General features: G+C 50.9%; 19 protein-coding genes. 15 read left to right on the top strand and 4 right to left on the bottom strand.

What is annotated here, in order from left to right; translation table 11 throughout:
- The first annotated feature begins 172 nt into the window (after positions 1 to 172).
- Positions 173 to 658 (top strand): glutathione peroxidase, encoded by a 486-nt coding sequence (locus ACFVTB_RS08980; protein ID WP_387747598.1) that lies wholly within the window; start codon positions 173 to 175, stop codon positions 656 to 658.
- A 1159-nt stretch (positions 659 to 1817) separates the two neighbouring features.
- Here ACFVTB_RS08980 and ACFVTB_RS08985 read toward each other — a convergent pair.
- Positions 1818 to 2456 carry an NAD(P)-dependent oxidoreductase gene (locus ACFVTB_RS08985; protein ID WP_387747925.1) on the bottom strand — a complete coding sequence of 213 codons (639 nt, stop codon included), beginning with the start codon at positions 2454 to 2456 and terminating at the stop codon, positions 1818 to 1820.
- A 250-nt stretch (positions 2457 to 2706) separates the two neighbouring features.
- Here ACFVTB_RS08985 and ACFVTB_RS08990 point away from each other — a divergent pair, with 250 nt between their 5' ends.
- From ACFVTB_RS08990 to ACFVTB_RS09035, 10 genes are all read left to right on the top strand, one after another.
- The gene (locus ACFVTB_RS08990; protein WP_387747600.1) at positions 2707 to 3900 is read left to right on the top strand and encodes an ROK family protein; all 1194 of its coding nucleotides are present in this window, start codon (positions 2707 to 2709) and stop codon (positions 3898 to 3900) included.
- A gap of 99 nt (positions 3901 to 3999) precedes the next feature.
- Entirely contained in the window at positions 4000 to 5196 is a 1197-nt protein-coding gene (locus ACFVTB_RS08995) for a polysaccharide deacetylase family protein (protein ID WP_387747602.1), read from the top strand.
- A 223-nt stretch (positions 5197 to 5419) separates the two neighbouring features.
- Entirely contained in the window at positions 5420 to 6757 is a 1338-nt protein-coding gene (locus ACFVTB_RS09000; protein WP_387747604.1) for an extracellular solute-binding protein, read from the top strand.
- A gap of 126 nt (positions 6758 to 6883) precedes the next feature.
- Positions 6884 to 7777 (top strand): carbohydrate ABC transporter permease, encoded by an 894-nt coding sequence (locus ACFVTB_RS09005; RefSeq protein ID WP_387747606.1) that lies wholly within the window; start codon positions 6884 to 6886, stop codon positions 7775 to 7777.
- A gap of 17 nt (positions 7778 to 7794) precedes the next feature.
- A complete protein-coding gene (locus ACFVTB_RS09010; RefSeq protein ID WP_387747608.1) occupies positions 7795 to 8685 on the top strand; it encodes a carbohydrate ABC transporter permease in 891 nt (296 codons plus the stop codon).
- A gap of 82 nt (positions 8686 to 8767) precedes the next feature.
- Complete coding sequence (locus ACFVTB_RS09015) at positions 8768 to 10621, top strand: sensor histidine kinase (protein ID WP_387747610.1); 1854 nt, start codon at positions 8768 to 8770, stop codon at positions 10619 to 10621.
- On the top strand, positions 10618 to 11802 hold the full coding sequence (locus ACFVTB_RS09020) for a response regulator (protein WP_387747612.1): 1185 nt from the start codon (positions 10618 to 10620) through the stop codon (positions 11800 to 11802). Before ACFVTB_RS09015 ends, ACFVTB_RS09020 begins: the two co-directional genes overlap by 4 nt.
- 120 nt (positions 11803 to 11922) lie before the next feature.
- On the top strand, positions 11923 to 13308 hold the full coding sequence (locus ACFVTB_RS09025; protein ID WP_387747614.1) for an MATE family efflux transporter: 1386 nt from the start codon (positions 11923 to 11925) through the stop codon (positions 13306 to 13308).
- A gap of 149 nt (positions 13309 to 13457) precedes the next feature.
- Positions 13458 to 14276, top strand: coding sequence for a threonine/serine exporter family protein (locus ACFVTB_RS09030; protein ID WP_387747616.1), 819 nt, complete (start codon positions 13458 to 13460; stop codon positions 14274 to 14276).
- Positions 14277 to 14300: 24 nt separating this feature from the next.
- Complete coding sequence (locus ACFVTB_RS09035) at positions 14301 to 14738, top strand: threonine/serine exporter family protein (protein ID WP_387747618.1); 438 nt, start codon at positions 14301 to 14303, stop codon at positions 14736 to 14738.
- A gap of 249 nt (positions 14739 to 14987) precedes the next feature.
- Here the strand turns inward: ACFVTB_RS09035 and ACFVTB_RS09040 are convergent, their stop codons facing one another.
- Entirely contained in the window at positions 14988 to 15788 is an 801-nt protein-coding gene (locus tag ACFVTB_RS09040; RefSeq protein ID WP_387747927.1) for a lipoate--protein ligase family protein, read from the bottom strand.
- Between the two features lie 259 nt (positions 15789 to 16047).
- Here ACFVTB_RS09040 and ACFVTB_RS09045 point away from each other — a divergent pair, with 259 nt between their 5' ends.
- The 4 genes from ACFVTB_RS09045 (at position 16048) to ACFVTB_RS09060 (ending at position 20166) form a co-directional block, all read left to right on the top strand.
- Positions 16048 to 16746, top strand: coding sequence for a response regulator transcription factor (locus tag ACFVTB_RS09045; RefSeq protein ID WP_387747620.1), 699 nt, complete (start codon positions 16048 to 16050; stop codon positions 16744 to 16746).
- 15 nt (positions 16747 to 16761) lie between these two features.
- The gene (locus ACFVTB_RS09050) at positions 16762 to 18138 is read left to right on the top strand and encodes a sensor histidine kinase (protein ID WP_387747622.1); all 1377 of its coding nucleotides are present in this window, start codon (positions 16762 to 16764) and stop codon (positions 18136 to 18138) included.
- 126 nt (positions 18139 to 18264) lie between these two features.
- Positions 18265 to 19509, top strand: coding sequence for a polysaccharide deacetylase family protein (locus ACFVTB_RS09055; protein ID WP_387747624.1), 1245 nt, complete (start codon positions 18265 to 18267; stop codon positions 19507 to 19509).
- Positions 19510 to 19617: 108 nt separating this feature from the next.
- A complete protein-coding gene (locus ACFVTB_RS09060) occupies positions 19618 to 20166 on the top strand; it encodes a CatB-related O-acetyltransferase (RefSeq protein WP_387747929.1) in 549 nt (182 codons plus the stop codon).
- A gap of 557 nt (positions 20167 to 20723) precedes the next feature.
- Here ACFVTB_RS09060 and ACFVTB_RS09065 read toward each other — a convergent pair.
- Both ACFVTB_RS09065 and ACFVTB_RS09070 read right to left on the bottom strand, forming a co-directional pair.
- On the bottom strand, positions 20724 to 23012 hold the full coding sequence (locus ACFVTB_RS09065) for a PAS domain S-box protein (RefSeq protein ID WP_387747626.1): 2289 nt from the start codon (positions 23010 to 23012) through the stop codon (positions 20724 to 20726).
- 252 nt (positions 23013 to 23264) lie between these two features.
- On the bottom strand, positions 23265 to 23768 hold the full coding sequence (locus tag ACFVTB_RS09070; protein ID WP_387747628.1) for a hypothetical protein: 504 nt from the start codon (positions 23766 to 23768) through the stop codon (positions 23265 to 23267).
- Positions 23769 to 23873: the final 105 nt, after the last annotated feature.

Consider the following 23873-nt stretch of genomic DNA (forward strand, 5'->3'; position numbering starts at 1 on the left):
CAACAACACCTGATGTCTTTAAATTGCATTCAATTAATTAGTAATTGTAGCACTACTTTCGACAATGTGTCAAAGCTTTAAAATCAAGGAGGGAAGTTGACTTTGGTTAATTGATTGTATACAATTTAATTATAGAAAATGGAATGAACATTATGTAGGAGGCGATTCTAAAATGTCTATTTACGATATCGAAGTGCAGACGATTGCAGGGAAGAATGAGACGCTTGAAAATTACCAAGGGCAAGTGCTGCTCATCGTCAATACAGCTACAAAATGCGGTTTTGCTCCACAGTTCAAAGGCCTGCAGAAGCTTCATGACGAATACGGCGCAAAAGGCTTTTCGGTGCTTGGTTTTCCAAGCGGGCAATTTATGAATCAGGAACTGGAAGAGAACGGTCAAATTGCCGAGGCGTGCGAGCTGAATTTTGGCGTTTCTTTTCCGCTGTATGCCAAAGTCGACGTCAACGGAAATACGGCCCATCCGCTTTTTAATTATTTAAGCACGGAAGCGCGGGGAGTGTTGGGTTCGAAAGCGATCAAATGGAACTTCACAAAATTTCTCGTCGATCGCAGCGGCCGCGTGCTGAAGCGTTTCGGACCAAATGATACCCCTGAAAAAATCGAGAGCGAGATTCGTACGCTGGTTAATGCCGGCTAAGAAGACGGGCAGAGGGCGGAGCTCGAACGCTCGAACGCTCGATAGGTGAGTCGCGAGAGTCGGTTGGCGATGTTGGTCACAACTGGCATAGCGCGGCGGATGAACTCCACTTTAGCTTTTGGAGAAACCCAGTCATTTCATAATGACTTCGGGTTTCTTTTTTTTCAGCTACAGATAAGGTGGATCATGAAGGTTGACGATTTCCACTCCCCGCCCTTGCCTCTTGCCCCTTTCGATTCAAAATGCGATATGAGTTGGTTAGTGTAGACATGGTTTCAGTAATTGGTTTACACCAGTCTGTTGACAGTGTGCGTGAGGCTGGGGTACGGGGCGGGGGCGAGAGTGTGGAGTAAAATTGAATAACTGCAAAAAAGCAGTTACTGAGCTGCCCCCGCCCGGCTCTAGCGTAAATAACTGCGAAAAGGCAGTTATTTAAGTCGAAGGTGGTTCAGATAGCGGCGGAGTCCAAAAATAACTGCAAAAAAGCAGTTATTGCCCCCTCCCCGCCCGGTTCTAGCGTAAATAACTGCGAAAAGGCAGTTATTCACGGCGAAGATGGCCCAGATCGCGTGGGAGTCCAGAAATAACTGCAAAAAAGCAGTTATTGCCCCCTCCCCGCCCGGTTCTAGCTGAAATAACTGCAAAAAGGCAGTTATTTACGGCGAAGATGGCCCAGATAGCGGCGGAGTCCAGAAATAACTGCAAAAAAGCAGTTACTGAGCTCGCCCCGCCCGGCTCTAGCGTAAATAACTGCGAAAAGGCAGTTATTCACGGCGAAGGTGGCTCAGATAGCGGCGGAGTCCAGTAATAACTGCAAAAAAGCAGTTATTACCCCCGCCCCGCCGGATTCTAGCTGAAATAACTGCGAAAAGGCAGTTATTCACGGCGAAGATGGCCCAGATCGCGTGGGAGTCCAGAAATAACTGCAAAAAAGCAGTTATTGCCCCCTCCCCGCCCGGTTCTAGCTGAAATAACTGCAAAAAGGCAGTTATTCACGGACAAGGTAGCGCAGAAAGCGAGACGATGCTGAAAGCATCTGAAATAAAGTAATTACTCGCGGCGAGCGTGCACAGACTGCGATACGTGCGTGAAACTGTTGCGGATATCCCGTTTTATCAGCGCGGCGGAGAGTCCCATCGTGGGAACTCTTAAACAAACTTTAGTAAGCAATGCCAACGCGGCAGCCTACGTACGGGTTATCTTTGTCCGTTATCAAACGATAGGCGAAATGAGCCGTATCGCCAGTCGTAATGCGACTTCCGCCCTCTGGCAAGTAGTTGGGCTCGACGCGGTATTCTCCTGTTGCCGCTCCGTCCGGTAAGTACGTTGGACAGATGATCGTCCAATCGAGCCCGGAGTCCCGCAGCTGCTCGTAAGCTTTGTGATGCTCCTCAGCCGCTCTCGTCAAAGAGCGCCGCGACTCGCTCGATTGATAGCGAAGCAGTCCGGGCTCGCTGCGGCTCTCCAATATACCGGCCGTTCCAATCGTAATGATCCTTTTTATCCCCAGTTGCTTCATTTCCCCAATCAGCAGCGGAAAGCAATCGGTAAGCGTTGTGCCGCCGTCCGTTCCCATCGCGCACGCAACTGTATCAGCGCCGGATAAGACGCGTCTCAGATCGTCCGCGTTAAGCGCATTTCCTTCTACAACGGTCAAGCGTTCAGGCGCCAAAGCCTGTTCCTCCGCAAGCTTTTCGGGGGACCGGACAAGTGCGGCAACGGATAAATCGTTTTGAAGCGTATAATCGATCCACTTTCGACCGACGCGTCCGCTGCCTCCCAGCATTGCAATGTGCATCATCAATACCTCTCCTTGCCATCTTATTCGTATGGTAGTCATTATAGCCGATAAAGCCGAGAAGTCCGAGCATATAAGGCAAACCGCCGAAGTGTGACCGAGCACCGCGTGCCGGGAGGCGCACGCGATGCGGCAAGCCCAGGCAATAATGGCTGTAGCGAATGGCAAAGGAGCTCAGGTATAATGAGATCCATAGTAAGTACAGTAAACGACCAGTAACGTTCAGGGAGAAGAGGAGCCGAACAGAATTATGGCAAATTCGTCTTCAAAAAAACAATTGGCTCCGAAAAAGCCGGTTTTTGATTATATCGCCCAGCATGGCATCGTATCGAAGTCTGAGTTGATGGCTCATTTTGAGCTGAAAAGCAACAGCATGACGCGGCTCTTGGAAGAGATGATTGCCGACGGACTGCTGCGTGAAAAAGGGCTTGGCGACTCCACCGGCGGGAGACCGCCCATTTTGTATGAGACGAATCCCGGCTACGGCTATTTGCTCGGGCTTGAAATATCACGGATCTATTCTTCTATGGGTTTGTATGACTTGCATATGAATCGGCTGTCCTTCACCCGCTGGCGCATGGACGAGACGATGACTCCGGAAGCTTTGCTAGATAAAGTGGACGAGGCCGTGCAATCGTTTCTGACGGCGAATGATCTGCGCCGGGAGCAAGTCGTCGGCATGGGCGTCGGGGCGGTCGGCCCGTTGGATCGCGAGCGCGGTTTAATCATCGACCCGATCTATTTTCCGGCGAGCGGTTGGCGCAATGTGCCAATAAGCGAATGGCTTCGCGATCGGCTCGGTTTTCCCGTATGGCTCGACAACGGGGCCAATACGGCGCTTATTGGCGAGCATTGGGCGATGCGAAGCGAGCAGTTTCAACATATGCTGTACGTGCATGCGGGGGCTGGTCTTCGTTCTGCCATGATGTCAGGCGGAAGGCTCGTATACGGTGCGACCGACACCGAAGGGGCGCTAGGCCAAATGATTATTCAGACGGACGGACCGCGGCTGCACGATCAAGGAAATTACGGCGCGCTTGAAGCGTACGTTTCCGTTCAAGCGCTGGAGAAACAAGCTGCTGAATGGTATGAACGTAAGATGATTCGGTCAGATGATTCAGTCGAGGCCCCGTCTTCGTTCGAATCATTGCTGCTTGCTTTGTCTGAGAACGACGACGAAGTGCTCGGACTGTTTCGGCAAGCGGCGGTTTATTTAGGGATCGGGCTCGCCAATCTCATTAACATCCTTCACCCGGAAAAAGTTATTGTAGGGGGCGCTTTTCTGAACGCTCATGATTCGGTCTATGATACGGCGGTGAGAGTGGCTCGGGAGAATACATACTATTATCCAAAGTATGAGCCGCAATTTTCGAAGGGCTTGCTGACGGAGGAGGCGGTGGCCGCAGGCGCCGCTGTCATGGTGCTTAAACGAATTCTCATTTGATTCTCATTTTTTTAATAAACAATGCAACTTTTCCGGTTCCTAGGTCGTTCATAGTTATGTATATTCTGTAAAATAGACGACAAGGGGAACAACGTAGACATGAAAGCGGATCAAAACGTTCGGCCGTTTGCAAGAGTGTTTATACTGGCAATTTTATCTATTATTCTAGTAACCGTTTTGGCGGCGGGCTGCTCCCGCGGCGGGCGCGGATCGTATTCGATTTCAATTGACGGGGAGAAGGTGCAGACGCCTCCCGAAGTGACGGTGGAGCAGGGAGAAGTGTTCGTCCCGGCCGCTTTTCTGGAGCAGTCGTTTGGCGTGAAGATGGAGTGGGCGCTCAAGCAGCAAGCCACTGACGGCATTTACTACAAAGATCAAGTGGCGGTTCTGATGTATCACGATATTAGGGAGACAGGCGTTGACGACAAGCCGTTCATTCCTTCCAGCAAGTTCCGGGATCAGTTGGTGCTGCTTAAGCAAAGCGGCTTTCATGTGATCTCCCTTAAACAATATGTAGATTTTATCCAAAATGACGGTCAGGTTCCTGACAATGCCGTGCTCATTACGTTCGACGACGGCTACGAAACCTTCTATACGGACGCTTTCCCGATTTTGAAGGAGTTCGGTTATCCGGCCGTCAACTTCGTCATTGTGTCCGACATTGAGGTCAACCGCGGGGCGAAGAAAATGACCTGGGCGCAAATGCGGGAAATGCAGCAGTCTGGGATGGACTTCTACAGCCATACATACGATCAGCACCGTTACGGAGCGATACGCGAAGACGGTCTGCAAAAGCCGATGCTGACGCGCCAGCAGTACTTCAAGAAAGAAAAGCGGATGGAGACGGAAGAAGAGTTCCAGGCAAGAGTGAAGGGCGACTTGAGCAAGGCAGAAGCCATTCTCAAAGAGCAGTTGAACAACCCGATGAGCGTGCTTGCTTTCCCATACGGGGCTTACAATGAAGAAGTACTTTCCATGATGAAGGAACTCGGCATCGAGATCAGTTTTACGGTTAAGGAAGGCATCAACGGACGAGGGCAGACGAACGGTTTCCGAATCAACGGAGCGAAGGACGGAGAGTCGGTGCAGCAGCTGATCGAGAAGCTTAAGGCATTGCCCGCCGCCGATGGAACGGCGCTTGCGGTGAGCATGAACGGGCGGCCGGCCGACTTCGGAGATCTTGAGCCGATGAAGCTGAAGGGCGGAGCGCTCATTCCGCTGCGGGAGTTTTGCCAAATGAATCAAATGAAGCTCAAATGGAACAAGTACAGGAATAAAATATCCATTGAAACTTGATATTAAGAGACATGGCGATCGCTGAACGATTCGTTATGTCTCTTTTTTACGGCCGCTTTTTCCTTTCGTATCGCAGCTGAGGAGCAGGCGTCGGTTATGTATGGAACAGGGGGGTAAAATATAGCATCTAAAGAAAACAAACCTTTTATCCTAAGTTCACGCATTGTAAGGGTTTGCAGCAAATAGCATAATGAACACATCCACAAATAAGGGGGATATACAAATGGCAAACATGAAAGGCATCTTGAAAATTGCAGCAGCGGGGACGCTTGCTCTGAGCCTTGCAGCTTGCGGTTCCAACGGCGGTGGCAGCAACACACCTTCGAACAGCCCTAAAGCAAATGAAGGCGCAACGAACGCTCCAAAAGCGGAAAACGTGAAAATTACGTTCCAAAACATTTATCCGGATCCAGCCGATCCGAAAAACATCATCATGAAGAAAATCATCTCTGAATACGAGAAAGAGCATACGAACGTTAAGATCGAGCTCGACTCCTTGAACCAAGACCAACAAAAGGCGAAGCTGAAAACGCAAGCCGCTTCCCGTGAAGTTCCTGATATTACGGTCGTTAACCCTGCTGCTCAAATGAAACCATTTGTTGACGCGAAGCTGTTCGCTCCGCTGAACGACATGGTTGAGCAAAACGGACTGAAAGATACATTCCAAGACATTCTTGAATTCTATTCGTTCGACGACAACTTGTACGCGCTGCCTGATGGCAACAACATCGGTATCGTTTACTACAATAAAGAGCTGTTCGAGCAAGCTGGCGTAAAAGTGCCTACGACTTTCGAAGAACTCGTTGATGTCGTGAAAACGTTGAAATCCAAAGGCATTCAGCCAATGGCAATCGGTGAGAAAGACACTTGGACAGGTTCGTTCTTGTTCATGAACGTTGTGCTTCGCACAAACGGCCCAGGCTTCCTGCAAGAAGTTCTTGACGGCAAGAAAACGTTTGAAGATCCAGTGTTCAAAGAAGCGGTTGACGCTTTCCAAAACCTGATCCAAGCTGGCGCATTCCAAGAAGGCGCGACTTCCTTCGACTACGGCGCAGGCGAGAACTTGTTCAAAACAGGCAAAGCGGCTATGTACTACATGGGCAGCTGGGCAACAGGCGGTATCGAAGCTTCTTCCGTCAACGGCAAAGTGGGCGTATTCAAATTCCCTACTGTTAACGGTAAAGGCGACCCTAACGAGTTCATGTTAGCTCCAGGCAGCGCGTTCGCGATCTCCGCTGACAGCAAACACCTGGAAGAAACGAAAGCATTCCTGAACTACTTCATGCTGAACTTCCCTAAAGAAGCTTTCGCAGCTAAAGGCGCTGTAGGTCTGGCTCAAAAAGTCGACGGCGACTTCAGTGCAGCTGGCTACTCCGACATGGCAATGGAAGTTCTGGACCTGTTCAAAGACGTGAAAGGCGGCGACTTGGCGTTCGACAACACGATGAACCCTGGTACAGCTCAAGTTCACTTGTCCAGCATCCAAAACCTGTTCGTGAAGAAAACCGATTCCGCTGCTGTAGCGAAAGAGCACCAAACAGCATTCGAATCCAACAAATAAGACTAAACAACAAATATAAAGAAGCTTATAGTTTCAAAACGCTAAACGGATCTTGCCGCCAAATGGCGGCAAGGGCCGTTTATGCACGATTGTACTTATAAGTGTCATTTTGAGGAGGAGCGCGAGATGAACGTACTAAGAGTATCGAAATGGACGATAGCGCTGTTCGTACTGCCATGTCTATTAATCTACGTCTGTTTCGTATTCGTTCCGATTCTCGTCAACCTGTACAGCGGCTTGCTGGATTGGAACGGGATCGGCGAGTCAAGTTTTGTCGGACTTAAAAATTTCCATACTATGTTGTTTGTAGATCCATTGTTCTGGCCTGCTGTTCGCAGGACTATCGTATTCGCGATCGTGTCGATGTGCATTCAGATTCCGATTGCGTTGTTTATCGCCATTGTGCTTAACCGTTTCGTGAAAAAACCGAATTTCCTCGTTTCCGCTTACTTCCTTCCGGCAATTTTGTCGGTCGTCGTTATCGGCCAACTGTGGAAAACGATTTACAATCCGGCCTCTATGGGCGGTATGCTCAATCAGGTGCTGGAAATGATCGGCCTGGCCTCTTGGCAGCAGGCATGGCTTACAGATCCAAGCATTGCGATGTACTCCTTGTATGTTGTAGCCTTGTGGCAATATCTCGGCTATCATACATTGATTCAATTCACAGGTATTCAGAATATCCCTTCGGATATTTACGAAGCTGCTAAAATTGACGGTGCCGAAGGATTGAAAGCTGACTGGCACATCACCTTACCAATGAATATTCCGATCATAAAAATTTCGATCGTTCTTGCTTTTATAGGATCATTGCAATCGTTCGACTTGATCATGGTCATGACCGGCGGCGGTCCGGCTCATGCTACCGACGTTCTAGCGATGCATATGTACAACATGTCGTTTGCTTCTATGAAATATGGTTACGGCAGTTCCATTGCGACGTTCCTGGTCGTTGTCTGCTTGGTTGCAACGGCAGTCATTAACTTCGTCTTCAACCGCTTAGAACGGAAATACTCGTAATGGAGGAGGGAACCGCTTTGAATCAATCTGCACAAGCGGGTGCGATAAAACCATCCGCAAAAAACAAGACAAGAAGCAAATTTGGTATTGGAAAAGGTCTTGCGTTCCTTTTGCTCGGGGTGCTGCTCGTAACTCAGCTGTATCCGCTCCTCTGGCTATTGATTTATTCAATGAAAACGAATGAAGAGATTTTGGACGGGGGCTTTTTCTCCTTGCCGGCGTCTCCTCAATGGACAAACTTCCAGCAAGCGCTTGACGCCGGGTACTTCTCATTTCTCGGCAACAGCGTGAAAGTAACGCTTATTACGATGATTTGCGTCCTGTTGCTGGCTTCGATGGTTGCTTTCGCAATCAGCCGTTTCCAGTGGAAGTATGGTCAAGTGGTTATGCTGCTGTTCCTGATCGGGATGATGATTCCGATGCAAGCGACGCTGCTGCCGCTCATGCAAATGTTTAAAAATATCGGACCAAACGGTATTCTGAATACGCATTTGGCTTTGATTATACCGTACATCGCCTTTCAGACTCCGATAGCGGTATTCATTCTAAGTAACTTTATGAAGTCGATTCCGAACGAGATTGAAGAATCGGCGATTGTGGACGGAGCGGGCGTTTTCCGGATTTTCTGGAACATCATCCTTCCGGTATCGGTTCCGCCTATGATGACGGTTTTGATCTTGACCTTCATCAACATCTGGAACGAGTACGTATTGGCAGCGACCTTTATCTCTTCGCAGGCGCTCAAAACGTTGCCGTTCGGTGCGAACAGCTTCGTCAGCCAATACTCGGTCAACTACGGCGCGATTGGCGCATTCCTGGTGCTTGGCGCATTGCCGGTCGTTGTCATTTACTTCCTGCTTGCCGATAAGATTACGAAGGGCATGGTAGCAGGCGCGGTGAAGGGTTAAACCCTTCACCGTTTTTTTGCGTTCTCCCGCAGGCCTTGAATATGCTACAATATGTGGAAAAAGATGAGGAGCGGCCGACGGAATGTTGAACCGAATTTTAAACCGCCATTCGATTAACGGCAGACTATTTATGCTCTTTCTTTCGTCCATGCTAGCGCTGCTAATCCTCGTTAGCTTTTTGTATTATCAGAAAACGAAAGAAATCATACATAATAAAATTAGTGATATGGCTGAAAAAAATATTTCGCAAACGGTCGGTTTGTTCGACCTTATGCTTGAAGGCTATGACAGCGTCACCAAATCGTTCAATAGCAACAACGAGCTGCTGTCCTTGCTGCAGCAGCGAGACAAGTACGATATCGAAATGTTCAGCGCCGCTAACGAGCGCGCTATAACCAATATGCTGGGTGCGATTTATTTCTCAAGAGACGATATACTGGGTATTCATGTAATTTCGAATAATGGGAAGGTATATAACTACGAGCGCCGCTTTGCGGGCAATGTCGACTTGAATTACAGTTCGGCCGACTGGTACCGCCAAATTATTCAATTGAACGGCAGAATGCTGTGGTTCGGCATCTCACAAGGCTCGCTTATTAACAGTATGTTGAAAACAGATCCTGTTTTTGTTTTTGGCAGACAATTATATGATCTTAACAATTACAAGCCGATTGGCATCGTGTTGATTGAGACCAACCCGGACCGGATTCTATCGGCTTTGTCCAATGTCACAATTAGCCCAAACAGTCGGGTCTATATTGTAGACAAAAACAATAATGTAGTCGCGTCTACGGTACCGGTGGACCCGGAGAATGGGGACAAGCCGGATATGCCGTCGTTTGCGGGCTTGCCGCGGCCGGTCGGTGACGATATTGTCATCGATAACCAAACCGATCAGCTCATTGTAGCGGCAAATGCGGAGATGGCCGATTGGACCGTATACAGCTTGACTCCGCAGGCGGATATTAGCGCTGAATTGGTGCAAACTAGACTTTATTTATTGTATGTCAGCGCGGCCGTGCTGATTTTATCGATTATTTTGGCCGGTTTGATCTCGCGAAATATCGCCTCGCCGCTTAAGCTGCTCATCCGAGAGATGAAGCAGGTGGAAACCGGCAATTTCCGAGGTGCGGTAAACGTCAATTCCTTCTCGGAAATCAACAGTCTTGTTTCGTCTTTCAATCGGATGGTGAAGCGGATGGACGAGCTCATCGAGCGGACGACGCTCTCTTCCATCAGTGAAAAGAACGCAGAGCTGCAGGCGCTTCAGTCGCAAGTTAATCCGCATTTTCTGTACAACACGCTAGATATGATCTACTGGATGCTCGATGAGAGAGAGAACGATCGGCTGGGCCGTGTTATTCTATCGCTCTCGCATATGTTCCGGTATAGCTCCGACTGGGAGGAAGCGTCAAAGACGACGCTTGGCAAAGAATTGGAGCAAATGCGCCATTATATGACGATTATCGAGAGCAGACTCGAAGGCAGGGTGCATGCAGAGATCGAGGTCGACGAGAACTGGCTGCAGGCGCCGATGCCGAAGATGACGCTGCAGCCGATTATTGAGAATGCGGTGAAGAGCGGACTGGAGCCGCTCGACCGTCCAGGCGTGCTTCGCGTCTACACGGAAGTAAACCAGCAGGCTCGAGAGCTTCGCGTCGTGGTAGAGGACAATGGCGTGGGCATATCGGAGGAAAGATTGATCGAGCTGAGGGAGCAGATGAAGGAGCCGGCGTTCGGCAGAAGGGGAGCGGAGCTTGACAGCGGGGACGGCACCACCAAGAGACGCGGCATCGGTTTGCCCAACGTGCATAGACGAATCGTGCTGCTCCATGGAGAGAATTACGGCTTGCGGATTGACAGCCGGGAGGGAGAAGGCACAACGGTCGTTATTGTCATGCCGCTGCCATACGAAAGAGGGGACAAACACTCATGAAAATTCTAATCGTTGACGATGAGAAGGTGATTCGGGAAGGCATCCAACGAACGCTGAGCAACCGCTTCGAGGAAGCGCGGCTGTTTCTCGCTTCGAATCCCGAAGAAGCGGTCATGCAGCTTCGCAAAGAACGAATCGACATCGTACTTACCGATATTATTATGCCGGGCATGACCGGTTTGGAGCTAATGAACCTCACGGCGTCAAGCTACCCTCACATCAAATGGGTGGTCATCTCCGCTCATTCTGAATTTACCTATGCGCAGGAAGCCGTTAAATTGGGCGCTAAAGATTATTTGCTGAAGCCGATCGGCAAGGAAGTGCTGGTCGATATGGTGGAGAAGCTGGGCGTCGAAATTTTACGCGAACGGGAGTTCATCCAAGAGGCCGAGCTGCTGAAGACGAATCAGAAATATTTGCGGGAGGCCGTTTTTCAACGGTACGCTTCAGGGCTGGATATTGGCAGAATCGATATGAAATCGTTTATGGACAGCTATCCGGAATTTCATCTCATAATGGTGAAGATGGAGGCGGAAAAGGTTGTTCATTTGGAACATTTTATTATTGAAAATGTGCTCGGAGAGCTGATCGGCAGCCACGGCAGCGGGTTCGTCACGATCCACGACAGTAAAAGCTTGCTAGGGCTCGTCATGCTGCGCAACAACGCGTCGCTAGGTTCATTGCTGGAGGAGCTGCGAACGCATTTAATTAAATACTTGCGCGTACCGTTCCAAATTATGCATACCGATCTCATTTCGGATATCCAATCGGTGCCTGCCGAGGTACAACGTATGAGACAGGCTTCCTCTACGCAAGTGTACGAGCACTACGCGAGCGGCGGCGATCAGGCGGTTGAGGTGGCCATGCAGTATATAAGAACGCATTACCATGCCGATCTGTCGCTGGAGAAGGTCGCTTCGATCGTGTATTTGAATCCGGTTTACTTCAGCCAGCTGTTTAAGCAGAAAACCGGTTGCGGCTTCAAGGAGTATGTGATTGGCCTGCGGCTCGAGCAGGCGAAGAAGCTGCTGCAAAATCCGAAGCTGAAGCTGGCCGACGTCGCTGAGCGAATCGGCTATCAGGATATCCGTCATTTTTCACAGCTGTTTCGTAAAAAGTTCGGCGAGACGCCTTCCGAATACCGCCAAAAAACAGAGCAGGACGAGCTATTGGAACATTAGCGGTGGAATGCAATTTAGCGGATAACTTGGGCAAAATCAGTTAATGCAAATGCCCGGGATCTATGTTACGATACGTCTGTTTTACATGGATAATTCGCTAAGAGAAGGTGCACACACAAAATGGCAACAGCCGCAGACAAAAAGCAGTCCAAAGATTTTAATTTGTTTTTCTTAACCTGGCCGATCTTCCTCGAAATCTTTTTATTTATGCTGATGGGGATCGCCGATACGCTTATGCTGAGCTCGATTTCGGATAACGCGGTATCCGGCGTGGGGGCCGCCAATCAATATTTGCATATTGCGATTCTGATTCTCGAAGTTATCGGCAACGGTGCTTCCATCGTTGTCGCCCAATATATCGGTTCCCGCAAATTGCTGGACGCGGCTCGCATCTCGGCGCTGGCCGTGACGATGAACCTCATTATTGGCCTTGTGCTCAGCGGCTTCTTCCTGTTGTTCGGAGGACGTTTGCTGACCGGCTTGAACCTGCAGGGCGAAGTGCTGCAGCATGGGCAAAGCTACTTGGCGATTGTGGGCGGATTTATATTTTTGCAGGCGATCATTAACTCGCTTGCCGCCATCATTCGCGTTCACGGCTTTACGAAAGAAGCGATGCTCGTGTCGTTCGGCATGAACGTCGTGCATATCATCTTGAACTATGGGCTTATTTTTGGTCATTTCGGCTTTCCTGAAATGGGCGTGCAAGGGGCGGCCGTTTCGACCGTCGTCAGCAGATTGCTGGCGCTGATCGTATTCTTCTGGCTGCTGTACCGCATTATGGAGATCAAGATTCAGATTAAGTATTATTTGTCGCTGTCTTGGCAATACATTAGCAAAATACTGAAAATCGGCATTCCTTCGGCGGCTGAGCAAGTGATGTACCAAGGCTGCCAAATGACGTTTCTTTATTACGCGACCTACCTTGGAGACGCCTCGCTTGCGGCGCGGCAGTACGCCTCCAATATTTCAATGTTTATTTACTTGTTCGCGTTCGCCGTCGGCGTCGGCACTTCCATTATGATCGGCCGAATGGTCGGCGGAGGCCGGATGGACGACGCTTATGGCCGGGTATGGAGCAGCATCAAGTCCGCGAGCATCGCTACGTTGGTCATGGTTGCGCTCGTGATGACTTTCCGCGAGCATTTGATGGGCATTTTTACCGACGATGTGAACATCATTAAGCTGGGCGCGCAAGTGCTGCTCTACAGCATTGTGCTGGAGACCGGGCGAACGATCAATATCGTCGTCATCAACTCACTGCGCGCCGCGGGCGACGCCCGGTTCCCGCTCTGGATTGGCATGGTTACAATGGTCGGCATTAGCTTGCCGCTCGGTTACTTGTTCGTGTTCCACTGGAATATGGGTCTGCCGGGCATTTGGCTGGCAATCGCCACGGACGAATGGCTTCGCGCCATTCTTATGTCGCTCAGATGGAAAAGCCGGAAATGGGAAAAACACGCGCTCGTTAAGCATGATCGTCCGGCAAACGGCGAAGTAACGGCATAAGAAGAAGGTTTTGAGGCGCAAGGGCGTGCGTGCACGGGGCCTCGGAAGTCGGAAGCGAGCTGCCGCCCTGCCTCATGAAGCGAGGTAACTTATGACAGCTTCTCCCGCTTAGGCTGTGAGGCGAAGTTAAGGGAAGGAGGCAGGAGCTGATGCAGATGGAAGGCGAACAACGGCTGCATGCGGACAACAATGATCGGCATGGTCAGGAGAGCTCGGATTTTGAATCCGTAGGGAGCATCGCCAAGGTGTGCCTGCTCGCGGGTAAAATCATTCTTCAGAGCGGCGGCGAAACATCGCGCGTTGAAGATACGATGACGCGAATAGCGGCCGCTTACGGCATTGCTGATTCCCACAGCTACGTCACGCCAACGGGCATTCTGTTCGCCGCAAACGGCTCCGCTCCTGCCACGCAGCTCATTCGCATCTCGGAGCGCTCCGTCAATTTGCGCAAGGTATCGCTCGTCAACGATATTTCGCGCAAAATTAGCGGCGGTCGTTTGGCGGCTGAAGAGGCGTACGAGCTGTTGAAAGAGGTGGACAAACAAGCCTCTACCTATTCGCCGAGGCTTCAGGTATTGGCGGCGGCGCTTGCGAGCGGCAGCTTTGTTATTGTATTTCAGGGAGGCTGGCAGGATTTTTTGCCGGCCTTTTTGGCTGGAGGGCTCGGATTTATGCTCGTGTTGGCGCTGCATAAGTTCGTGCCGGTCAAGTTTTTCGCTGAGTTTATCGCTGCCGCTGCAATTGGCGTGTCCGCTGCCTTAATGGTTCAAACCGGCTTTGGCCGCCAATTGGACAGTATTATTATCGGATCGGTCATGCCGCTCGTTCCCGGACTTCATATTACGAATGCGGTGCGTGACCTGATGGCGGGCCATTTGGTATCGGGATTGTCGAAAGGGGCGGAGGCGTTTCTGACCGCTTTTGCGATTGGGGCAGGCATTGCGGTCGTGCTGTCTTTTTATTCTTAAGGCTGGACAAAGGGGGAACCGCTCATGATGTGGATCGAGCAGATGGTGACAAGCTTTATCGCATCGGCCGCTTTCGGGATTATCTTCCATGCGCCTAAACGAATGCTTCCGCAATGCGGAGCGGCCGGGATGGCCGGGTGGCTCGTCTATATCGCTTGCATCGAATTGGCGCTCGACCCCGTGCCCGCGACGTTGATCGCCGTCACAGTCGTTACCGTCATGAGCCATCTGTTCTCGCGTCTGTACAAAACGCCGATCATTGTGTTCAACGTCTCAGGCATTATCCCGCTCGTTCCCGGCGGTATTGCTTACGACGCGATGCGCAAAGTGGTAGAGAACGATTATGACGCGGCCGTCCAGTTGGGCGTTAAAGCGTTTATGCTGTCGGGAACTATCGCGATCGGCCTAGTGCTCTCCGAGGTTGTGAATCAGTTGCTGCGCAAGTCTGCTTCTCGCCCGTAGCGGATGATTACGTTATATGGAAAAAAGCTGCCATGCGCAAAGGATGCGTCATGGCAGCTTTTTTTAGACTGTTGATAAGAAGTCGTCGTCGATTACATTGCTGACGGGCTTATTTTGAACTGAGATTTGCAATGTAGATAATTTTACGAGCTTAGTGGGCTCAAAAGCGAAATCAGCGCTGGCCTCGAGTGAGCGGGAGTGCTGACCTGACGTGCAGAGAGTTCTTCCCATCGCTGTTTAAAGCCGCTTCTAGCGGTCAGCCGGACCGATGCTGTAGCGTCCACGGAGCGTGCTAATCATTTCGTGCACCTGTTCTTCCGTTGGCATCGTAAGACTGGCCGCCGCGCGCGCTACACCGTCAGCCGTCTGTCCGCTGCGGATGACGCTCTTCACGGCTGTCGCGAACGAAGCGGCAGCATCCGGACCAAGTTCGGCCAGCTCCTCGAGGCTGGCGGTGCTGTCGTCCTCGACGCGCGGATAGTCAGCGTCGCTTCTGCCGCCGCTTGCCCGCTCATAGAAAGAGCGTACAAGCGCGGCCCGCTCGCGTCCAGAGCCAGCCGCGACGACGAATGCCTGCACGATGTACGCATGCGACTGTCGCCGCTGGGCGATGCCGCAAAATTTGTAGCCGTCAATGCTGAGATCGTAATCGCCAGGGCAGTACGCGCCGGCAATTTCTCCTTTGTCCACTTGCCGGCCTGTGCGGCGCAGTGCGAGAGAAATTAATTGGTACATTCGCTCGAAATCGCCGTGAAAATGAACGCCCGGCTCTTCGCTGTTCGGCATAATAAGTGAAATATTGACGACTCCGCTGTCGAGTGGAACCGCCGCGCCGCCGGAATGGCGGACCGCCGTCGTCCAGCCTTGCTCCTCCAGCCATAGCTGCCCGTCTGAGGCTGCTGGAAGTCGGCTGTCGCGCAAGCCCATAATGAAAGCGTTGGGATGCCGCCAAATATGGCAAACCGCCGGTCCTCCGCGGCCGGCGCTTCTGCAGAGCAGCTCGTCCAGCGCGAACGGGTAAAGCGGATCCGATTGCGATCCGTCCTCCATACGATCGAGCAGCAATAGCTGGTCTAGTCCCAGCCCATTAACGTCATATTGTCCTTCCAAGCGGCAACCGTCCTCTCCAAATCTCTTCGTCCATCATATCACCAATTCAAAGTGCGCTCCAATACGCTGCCTAAAGCGGGGACCGACCGGGCACCGCGTCGTCAAGGATTGAAGGATTACAGGGCGCGACAATTGATGGTATTATAGTCAAGATGTATGAAATTTTGCGAAAAGATTGAAGCTGGCAGGGAGGACGCCGATGGAAACGATTCTGTTGGTAGATGACGAGCGAGAAATTATTAAGCTAATGGAAATCTATTTGATTAACGAAGGGTATAAGCTGCTGACGGCGTCAAATGGACTGGAGGCGCTGGAACGGCTGCGGATGAATAAAGTCGACCTTATTATACTAGATGTGATGATGCCGCAAATGGACGGCCTAGAGGCGTGCATGAAAATTCGCGAGGAGCATCATATTCCGATCATTATGCTGTCTGCCAAAAGCCAGGATATCGATAAAATAGCCGGTCTCAGCATCGGTGCCGACGATTACGTGTCCAAGCCGTTCAGTCCGCTCGTGCTGGTGGCCAGAGTGAAGTCGCATCTCCGCCGGTACAAACGGTTTAGTCCTGGAGCTGCCGAAGTTAAAAACGAGCATGAAATCGTCATCGACGACTTGAATATCAATACGGCGACCCATACAGTAACGGTCGATCGGCAGGAAATAAAGCTGACGCCGCGGGAGTTCGCCATTTTGCATTTGCTTGCGGTCAACCGGGGAATCGTACTCAGCATGGATAAAATTTATGAAGCGGCTTGGAACGAACCGTTTATGGAATCGAAAAATACGGTGATGGTTCACATCCGCAAGCTTCGCGAGAAAATCGAGCCCAATCCCCAAAACCCGAAATTTATTAAAACGGTTTGGGGTATCGGCTATAAAATGGAATCGCTATAAAAGGAGGGCAGATCCATGCCCGCATTAGATCAAATGCTAAACAACAAAGGCAGAATTGCGTTAGCCGCCATTCTCTCGGCTCTGCTTGCCACCTTAGCCGGACGAGCGGTTCTGGACGTCTTCATTCAAATAGAGCCGTATCGGAAATGGCTCGTCTGGGTTGTGCAGTCAATCGGATCCACACCGGTACTAGTCGTGTTTTTCGTTGCGTTCGCAGGGGGGCTTTATGCTGCGCTGACCGGACGTTTTTTGAAGAACAAAGAGGAGAGGGCGACTAAAATCAATCGTCAGCTGGAGCAGGGCGTCGGAATGTTTCGCACCATCCGCTGGCGATTTCTATTTCGGTTTCTGGGCAGCGTTCTCGTTACTGCTTCCCTTCTTTTGGCCGGACATGCTTTTGTCGCCTATTCGTTCTATAAAAATCCGGATAATCCTGGCCTAAGATGGATCATTAATCACGTCGGTTCGCCAGCCATTATTAGTGTAAGCGGTATTGTGCTGTTTTTCATCGTGTTTATAGCGATGACGCAGCCGATTATCAATGGCTTGAAGGACATTACGCAAGGGGTGCAGCTAATTGCAAAAGGGCGGCTGGATGCGGCTATTCCGGTAAAATCCGCCGATGAGCTTGGTCTGCTCGCGCATCATATTAACAGAATGAGCAAACAGCTCAGCCAATCGATCGAAGAAGAGCGTCATGCGGAAAAAACCAAAAACGACCTCATCACGGGCGTCTCGCACGACTTGCGCACGCCGCTGACGTCTATCCTCGGATTTCTGGAGGCGATCGAGAACGATCGCTATAAGGACGAGGTAGAGCTTCGTTACTACGTCAACATTGCCCATGAAAAATCGGTCGGCTTGAAAAATTTGATCGATCATTTATTTGAATATACGAAATACAATCATTCCGTTGAACTCGAGTTGAGAGAGCTTGATCTCGTCGGATTCCTTCGTCAATTGGCCGAAGAGTATGTTCCCGCGCTGGAAAACGCCGGGATGAGCTGCCGGATCGAAGCGCAGCAGGAGCCAGTCGTTGCGATGGCGGAGGGGGAAAGTCTCGTTCGGGTGTTCGAAAACTTATTGTCCAACGCAATTAACTACGGCTCGCAAGGGAAGTTGGTCGACATACGAGTCGGCACCGATGAAGAGTTTGCCGTCATTGCATTCGTCAACTACGGCCAGTCAATTCCGCAGCAGGATATTCCCTATCTGTTTGAGCGCTTCTATCGGGCCGATCCGTCGAGATCGAAGCATACGGGAGGGACGGGCCTCGGGCTGGCGATTGCCAAAAGCATTGTCGAGAAGCACGGTGGTACGATATCCGTAAGGAGCGGCAAACGGGAAACCGTCTTTGAAGTCAGGCTGCCGTTGTCGAGTAAAGTGGAGTAATGGCTGAGCAACTTTAATCGCTTTTTAAGAGGATGTTAAGAATTTGATAAGCATTTGCTTGCAAGACTGTTAAGAAGCCTCTTCTATACTTATCGCAAACGATAAGAAATAGAGGGGGCTTTTTCATTGAAATCGCGACTTAATCCACGTAAACCATTGTTCTCATCCCTGCCTGTAGCTGTTCATTTGCTGCTCGCCGCCTGGCTGCTGCAAGCCTGTTCGTACAGCGCTCCGCCGACCGAAACCGAATTTATCGTCAACGGCAATCGACTCGAAAGCGTGCCAGCCGTTACATTTTCGAACGGACAAATGCTGGCGCCTGCTTCTTTCTTGGAACAGCAATTTCATAAAAAAATAGAGCTCGCGCATCCGCAGACAGCCAGCGGCAATGCTCATAGCGCCAGCAACGGAACAGCGGGGGAGAACGTCTATTATTCCGGCAAAGTAGCCGTGCTTATGTATCACGATATGTCGGCCGATCCGGGAGAAGATGCTTCGAAGTGGCCGACAGCCAAGTTCGAAGCACAACTCACACTGCTGCAGGACAACGGGTTCAGCGTTATCGACATCGAAACTTATTTGGCTTTTATGCTTGAAGGGGCTGCCGTACCGGACAATGCGGTACTTCTTACATTCGACGACGGCTACGAAAGCTTTTTTACCGAAGCTTATCCGGTGCTGAAGAAATTCGGCTATCCGGCGGTCAACTTTGTGATCGTTTCGGCAATCGACCGGCAAACAGGACGTCCTAAGATGACGTGGGAGCAAATGAGGGAAATGAAGCGGTCGGGCATGTCCTTTTACAGTCATACGTATAACATGCATGAATACGGCATTGTAAATGCGGACGGCGGAAAGAAACCGCTTCTGACGGGCCGGCTTTACGATGCGGAAACTAAGAGTAAAGAAAACGACGAGATCTATCGGGCGAGAATAACCAAGGATCTTGCATTGGCCGAGAAAAGGTTGAAAGAGGAGCTGGGAAATGAACGGAGCGTGCTAGCTTTCCCATACGGCGCTTACAACGAAGAGGTTTTGGCGATCGTTCAGGAGTTGGGCATTGATGTGACGTTTACGGTGAAGGCGGGGCTGAACGGACCAGGTGATGCGGCGGGCTTCCGCTACAACGGGTCGAAAAGCGGTGAATCGGCCGAGCAGTTCATTCTGAAGCTGAAGTCGGCAGGGCGCTCCATTAAAGAGGGGGAGGCGGTTATGGTTACCGTCGACAGCGTTCCGGCAAGCTTCGAAGGGGTGAATCCGGTCGCGGGCAAGGACGGCGAAATTATGGTGCCGCTTCGCGATTTTTGCAAGATGTACGGCATTCGGATCGAGTGGGATCACCGGACAAAAACGGTAAGGCTGGATACATAAGCGCGTGTCCAAGTCCGAACGGACGGTTCTTGAATATGCTAATCACAGGTAGTACTAGACTGCGAGATTAGGAGAACAGGAAGTGATCATATGGGAATGGATTTGCTGATGGCCGCGTATCCCCCGAGATTTCTGAACGGCAACACGTATATCGCGCCGTATTCGTACGGTGAGCCGCTGGTGCTGTCCTATGGCTCCAACAGTATTTTGAGTATTGGGAAGTTTTGCTCCATCGGCGCGGGCGTGACGGTCATGCTGGGCGGCAATCACCGTTACGATTGGGGGACAACGTATCCGTTCAGCGCGTTTATGCAGGAATTCAGCTATATCCCTGAAGTGGCGGTATCCAAGGGGAACGTGATCGTCGGCAACGACTGCTGGATCGGCATTTGTTCGACGATTATGTCCGGCGTGACGGTCGGCGACGGGGCTTGCATTGGCACCCACGCAGTCGTGACGAAAGATGTGCCTCCCTACGCTATCGTCGCTGGCAATCCGGCAAGGGTCGTGAAGTACCGGTTTCCGCAAAATGTGATTGACCGGCTGCTCCATATCAAATGGTGGGATTGGGAGCCGCACCAGATTGAAAAAGCGATTCCGTTGCTGATGTCGAACGATGTATTTAGTCTGTTTCAATACGCGCAGACGCTGAAGTAAGCGTCTAGCTGTTGTCGCTAGGAGGGATGCAATTCAAATTGGGCCCCGACTCAGAATTTATATCAATAGCTGCTAAAAAGCAGTTATTCTTACGTAGAATGGGCACAATCCATGATATAACTGCAATTTGGCAGTTATTTACTTGAAATGCTCTCTATTTAGACCGGAGCTCTAAGAAATAGCTGCCTAAAAGCAGTTATTCCCGCTCAGGGGCCAAAGCAGCTATGAATTAGCTGCATTTCAGCAGTTAATTCATAGCACTAAGACGAGGTTTGACCCGAGCACTGCGCACGCCGCGATGACACCGCCGGGAGGGCGAGTCTGAAGTGTTTGAGGCGTTGAGCGCCCCGCTCACAGTGTCCTCATGCAAGGCACCGGCACCGTAAATGCTGGCGAGTCTGGAGGCAGACGGCCTCCTTGCTCGCAGTGTCCTTACACACCGCGCATTAGGCGTCAAAGTAGGCACCGGGAAATGCTAGTCCAAAAAAAGCCTGCGTTCGAGGTTCGAAGCTCGAAACGCAGGCTTTTTTTCTGGCTAAATCAGTACCGCCGCTCTATCAGCGCCTGACGTAAGGCGACTCCATCGGCGGCAGCGGCAGCCGGATCTCGACGCGGGTACCGTGGCCCAACTCGCTTTCGAACTTCATGCTGCCTTTATGGTTGTCTATAATTTGCTGGCTGACCATCAGTCCGAGGCCCGTACCTTCATCTTTGCGGGTAAAGAAAGGCTCGCACAGCCGGGCCATATCCTGCTCGGCGATCCCGACGCCTTCGTCGGTAATGCGTATGAGAAGATCGCCTTCCGCCGCGCGGAGCAGCGCAACTGTCAACACGCCTCCGTCAGGCATAGCTTCCATGCCATTTTTCAATACGTTGACGAGCACTTGCTTCAATTGATTGACCTCGCAGCGCAATGGCGGAATGTCGTCGTCCATATGCGTTTCGATCCGAACGTTGTTAATGTTGGCTTCGGAATCGAGCAGCATGACGATATCGCGGAGAATGACCCGCATGTCTACGAATTGATAACGGCTCGCTTGCGGTTTGGCAAAGACGAGAAACTCGCTGACGATGAAGTTGATTCGGTCCAGCTCCGACAGCATGATGTCGTAATAGGCGGGAGCAAGCTTGCCGTCTTTCTGCATAAGCTGAACGAAGCCTCGCAGCGTGGTCAGCGGGTTGCGTACTTCGTGCGCGACGCCCGCCGCCAGCTGTCCGACGACGGACAGCTTTTCTGACCGGCGAAGCACTTCCTCGGTTTGCTTCCGCGCCGTGATGTTCCGGGTGATCGCGGCAATGGCGACAATCTCGCCCTGCTCGTCACGGATCGAGGAAATCGTCATGCTGACGTCGATGGACTGCCCGTCTTTATCGTAGCGGACCGTTTCATGGTCGGTGACGGAGCCGCCGGCGAGCACGATTTTGAGTTTGGACTCGAACTCTTCCCGATATTCTTCCGGGATATTATCAAGCCGGTTGCCGAGCATTTCTTCCTCGCTCCAGCCGTATATTTTCTCGAACGCCTGGTTGACTTGAATGACCGTCCCATCCAGTGCAGAGACGTGAATGGCGTCGGTCGTATGGTTGACGAACGACTCCAGATATTGCTTCGTATCGCGCAATTCCTCGGCCGCGTCCTTAAGCCTTGTCATATACGTCTGCAGGTTGTAGCTCATCGTATTGACGCGAGATGCGAGCAGACCCATTTCATCGTAGCTTTTAATGGCGATTCTCGCTCCAAAGTTGCCTTGGGCAATCTCGTTCACCTTAATCAGAATTTGATTCAAGGAACGGATGATTAGGCTGGCAAGGAAGGAGCTGGCCAACGCGGTGATGAGAATTAGCCCTATGGAAATAGCCGATTGAATAAGCAATTGGCGGGTGAGCGATTGCTGAATAACGTCACTGTTGAAGCTGATGCCGATGACAAACGTTTTTTGCCCAATAATCGGTACATAGCTTTTCAGCAATTCACGCCCGTTTTCTTCGACTTTTGTTTTGACGGTTTCGCCGGTTTCGGCCGCATGCTTAATCGCTTCGACCTCGGACGGCCTGATGGCCGAGTCATCGCCGAATATAATGCTGCGTACGTCCAGATTGTAGACCGGCTGGCCTTTTTTATATTTTATGATTGGATCGGTCCCGACAAATTCAGGATCGTAGCCGGTAATGCTGACGATGTCCCGGTTGTCCCGCAGCACATGCTCGGCCATTGCTTCGCTGCCGTTAATCTTTTCGAAATCGAGAAAAATTTTCGCATGCACGTACGGGTTAATCATATAGTTAGTCGTTCCGTCGTGATAGTAGCCCCATTTATTAATTTCAGACGGATCGGAGGCGGCGAAGTTAATCGGTCCCGACCAGAAATGATCAAGCGATTGCCCTTTAGAAATGCTGACCTGATGCTTGTCGAAGAGCTGTTTAAAGGCTGTATACCAATAATCCATCGTGCGTGAGCCGAGATTGATCTCGCTAGGATCGGAGGATTTGGTGATGACGATATCGTCCTCCGTTCGTTCCCATAGCGAGATTTGATCGACGCCTAGCTCTTGGCTAAGCCGGACAAGCTCCTCGTTCGTCACTTTTGTAATGTCGGGGTCGAGCTTGTTTTTGGCCGCTATGGCGGCAATCCGCAGCTTTTCACCGATCGTCGCTTCGATAAGCTGACGGGACTGCTGAGCCGCGTCCATCGTCTGGCCGATTTGCTTGGCAATGACAAGCATTTGCTGCTCGGCATTGCTTTGCAGCTCCGACTTAGATGAGAAATAATAGATAGAAATATTTAAAATAAGAATGACTGTAACCGTCAATGTAATGAACCATGATAATTTTGATCTGATTGACAAAAGCCTGTCCTCCCGAAAACGCCAAGTTGTCCTTCGTATTAATTAGACATAGGAGGGCAAAATTCCTTGTGGATTAACGTCTTAAGCACAGTATAGGAAAAAAGTAACATTTACCGGCAAGAGGTGAGTGAATGCAAAACAAGTGCGCATCGCGGGCCATCATGGCCAGATACGCACTTGTTTTGCTTAAGTCCCTCATTCAAAGGCTTGCAGTTTGGTTCATCGCGTAAGGAGAGAGCGTAATACGGCAGTCTAGCTTTCTCTCCTGCGGACGATCAGCGCTAGAGCGCCGCCTACGACCAGCACGACAGCGATGAACGGGCGAAGCGGTTCGATTTCTTTCAGCAGTGTGCCAAGCGAGAAGACGACGAAGAACAGCAGCGACAGCACCGTTAAAATATTAATCGGAATGAGCAGCCATTTGTTGCGCGAGCCGAACCAATAAAATTCGAACAGGCCGGCGGCCACCGCTAAAATATAACCAGGCCACATATAAACCCAGTTGTCAAAAAGCATAGCGATCTGAGAGACAACGCCCGCCGTCAGCAGAACGCCCCCGGGGATAAGCACCCCGACGCCTTTTCGCCCGGTTACGGAGAAGTACAGCCAGTGGAAAAATAACCCGAGCGGGATGACGAACAAGCTAGGCCAGAACGTGCCGAACAATGCGCCTGGGCCAAAGCTGCTGCCTTGATTCAGGAAGAGATACGCTCCCAGTAAAATAGCTACGGGAGCCAGGATCGAGCGATTACTCATAAATGGATCTTCTCCTTTTTCGATTAGGTTCGTTATATACAGAATAGCATGGAGCTGGACCTATGTCCTCGTTCTGGGGGGACAAGGAAAACTAGACTAAAGTCC

Source organism: Paenibacillus sp. NPDC058071, from assembly GCF_042885235.1.
Taxonomy (GTDB): Bacteria; Bacillota; Bacilli; order Paenibacillales; family Paenibacillaceae; genus Pristimantibacillus.